2 protein-coding genes are annotated in these 2,923 nt (G+C 73.6%); both read left to right on the top strand.

The features are described from left to right. Positions 1-349 (top strand): thioesterase II family protein (locus AC1D12_RS29815; RefSeq protein WP_477844833.1); only part of this gene is annotated, 349 nt, incomplete at its 5' end. Between the two features lie 12 nt (positions 350-361). Further along, positions 362-2,923 (top strand): type I polyketide synthase (locus AC1D12_RS29810; RefSeq protein ID WP_477844831.1); only part of this gene is annotated, 2,562 nt, incomplete at its 3' end.

Raw genomic sequence — 2,923 nt, 5'->3', positions numbered from 1 at the left:
CCGCTACGGCGGCATTCCGGCCGAGGTGCTGCAGCATGCCGACGTGATGGCGCTGCTGCTGCCCAGCCTGCGCGCCGACATCGCCGCGCTCGAGACGCACCAGCCGCCGGCCGGCCGCGCACCGCTCGCGTGCGCGCTGTCGGTGTTCGGCGGCAGCGACGACCCGCTGACGCCACGCGCTCACCTCGAAGGCTGGCGCGGCGAGACGCGCGGCCCGTTCCGCGTGCGGGTGTTCCCCGGCGATCACTTCTACCTCACCGGCCGGCGCGACGCGCTGCTGGCCGACCTGTCGGTGACGCTGGCACCGCTGCTGGCGCTGCCGTTGGCGAAATCCCCCAGCTTCGCCTGACGAGAGGCTTCCATGCGCAGCACCGACAACGACACGCCAGCCCACGCTGCCGCCGCCGTTGTTGCTGATGTCGCCGTCGTCGGGATGGGCTGCCGCTTCCCCGGCGGTGTCAGCGACCCGCAGAGCTTCTGGCAGCTGCTGAGCGAAGGCCGCGACGCAATCGCCGAGATCCCCGCGAGCCGCATCGACCTCGGCCACTACCACGACCCGCGGCCGGCGACACCGGGCCGCATCATGACGCGCTGGGGCGGTTTCCTGGACGGCATCGAAGACTTCGACGCCGAGTTCTTCGGCATCTCGCCGCGCGAGGCCGAGCGGCTCGATCCGCAGCAGCGCCTGCTGCTCGAGACCGCGTGGGAGGCGCTCGAAGACGCGGGCCAGGACGTGTCGCGCATCGATGCCGACCGGGCCGGCGTCTACGTCGGCCAGTGGCTCGGCGATTTCGAGGCCCGGCTGTTCAGCGATCCCGAGGCGGTTGACTTCTACATGACCACCGGCAGCGGGCGCTATGCATCGTCGGGCCGGCTGTCGTACGCGCTCGGCCTGCGCGGCCCGAGCCTGACGCTGGACACCGCGTGCTCGTCGTCGCTGGCGGCCATCCACCTCGCGGCGCGCGCGGTGCGGCACGGCGAATGCACGCTCGCGATCGCCGGCGGCGTCAACATCATCCTGCAGCCGCACATCAGCATCGCGTACTCGCAGAGCCGCATGATGGCGCCCGACGGCCGCTGCAAGTTCGGCGATGCGCGCGGCGACGGCTACGTGCGCAGCGAAGGTGCCGGCCTGGTCGTGCTGAAGACGCTGGCGCAGGCGCAGGCCGATGGCGACCGCATCTACGCGCTGATCCGCGGCAGCGCGGTCAACAACGATGGCCGCAGCAGCGGCTCAATGGGCACGCCCAGCCGCAGCGGGCAGCAGGCCTTGCTGCGCAGCGCGTACCGCGATGCCGGGCGCCCGGCCGCCGAGGTCGGCTATGTCGAGGCGCACGGCACCGGCACGCGGGCGGGCGACCCGGTCGAGCTGGGCGCGTTGTCCGATGTGCTCGGCGAGGGCCGCGCGGCGGGCGGGCGGGCCGCGGTCGGTTCGGTGAAGACCAACTTCGGCCACACCGAGGGCGCAGCCGGCGTGGCCGGTTTCATCAAGGCGGCGCTCGCGCTGCAGCACCGGCAGATCCCGGCGAGCCTGCACTGCCGCGAGCCGAACCCGGCGATTCCGTGGGCGCAGATGCCGGTGGAGGTCGCGCGCGAGGCGCGGCCGTGGCCGGCGCAGGCGCCGCTGGCCGGCATCAGCGCGTTCGGCATCGCAGGCACCAATGCGCACGTCGTGCTCGAGGGGGCGCCGCAGGCCGAGACGGTGAGCGCCGACGGCACCGTGCCCTTGCTTGTTCTCTCGGCACGCAGCGATGCAGCCTTGCGCGCACTGGCGCTGCGCTACGCCGCGTTGCTGACCGCCGGCGCGCCGCTGGCCGATGTCTGCTGGAACGCCGCGACGCGTCGCACCGCGCTGGCGCAGCGCGCGGCCTTCGTTGCCGACGATGCGCTGGCGATGGCGGCCGCGCTGAAGCGGTATGCCGATGGCGAGGCGGCGGCGGCCGAGGGTGCCGCGCCGTCCGAGCGACCGAAGATCGCGTTCATCTGCCCTGGCCAGGGCGCGCAATGGACCGGCATGGCGCGCGAGCTGATGGCGCGCGAACCCGTCTTCCGCGCAGCGCTCGATGCGTGCGACGAAGCCGCCCGGCCGTTCGCCGACTGGTCGATCGCCGAACAGCTCGCCGCCGAGCCCGGCAGCCCCGCATACCGCCTCGACCAGATCGACGTGATCCAGCCGGTGCTGGTCGCGCTGGCGTGGGCCTATGCCGCGCTGTGGCGCGCGCACGGCATCGAACCCGATGCGGTGGTCGGCCACAGCATGGGCGAGGTCGCCGCAGCCACGGTGGCCGGCGCGCTGAGCCTGCCGCAGGCGATGCGCATCATCTGCCGCCGCAGCGCGCTGATGCGCCGCACGAGCGGGCAGGGCGCGATGGCGCTGGTCGAGCTGGGCATGGCCGAGGCGCAGGCTCGCATCGCCGGGCAGGAAGCCCAGGTCGCGGTGGCCGTCAGCAACAGCCCGCGCTCCAGCGTGATCTCCGGCGACCCGGCCGTCGTGCAGGCGCTGATGGCCCAGCTGGAATCCGAAGGCGTGTTCTGTCGCCTGGTCAAGGTCGACGTGGCCTCGCACAGCCCGCAGATGCAGCCGCTGGCGGCCGAGCTCGCCGCGGAGCTGCACGACCTGCAACCCCAGGCCACGCGCGCGGCGCTGTACTCGACGGTGCTTGCGCGCCGTGCCGAAGGCGCCGAGCTGACCGGCCGCTACTGGGCCGACAACCTGCGCCAGCCGGTGCGCTTCGGCGCGACGGTGCAGCAGCTGCTGGCCGATGGCGTCACGGTGTTCGTCGAGCTCGGGCCGCATCCGGTGCTGCTGCCGTCGGTGCAGCAGACGGCGCAGGCCGGCGGGCACGAGGTCACGGCGATCGCCTGCGCGCGCCGCGACGAGCCCGAGCTGCCTGCCTTGCGCGCCGCACTCGGTGCGCTGCAC

The organism is Rhizobacter sp. P1_G5 (genome assembly GCF_056405435.1).
The sequence above is the reverse complement of the archived record's forward strand: the minus strand, read 5'-3'. Positions and strand labels throughout refer to the sequence as shown.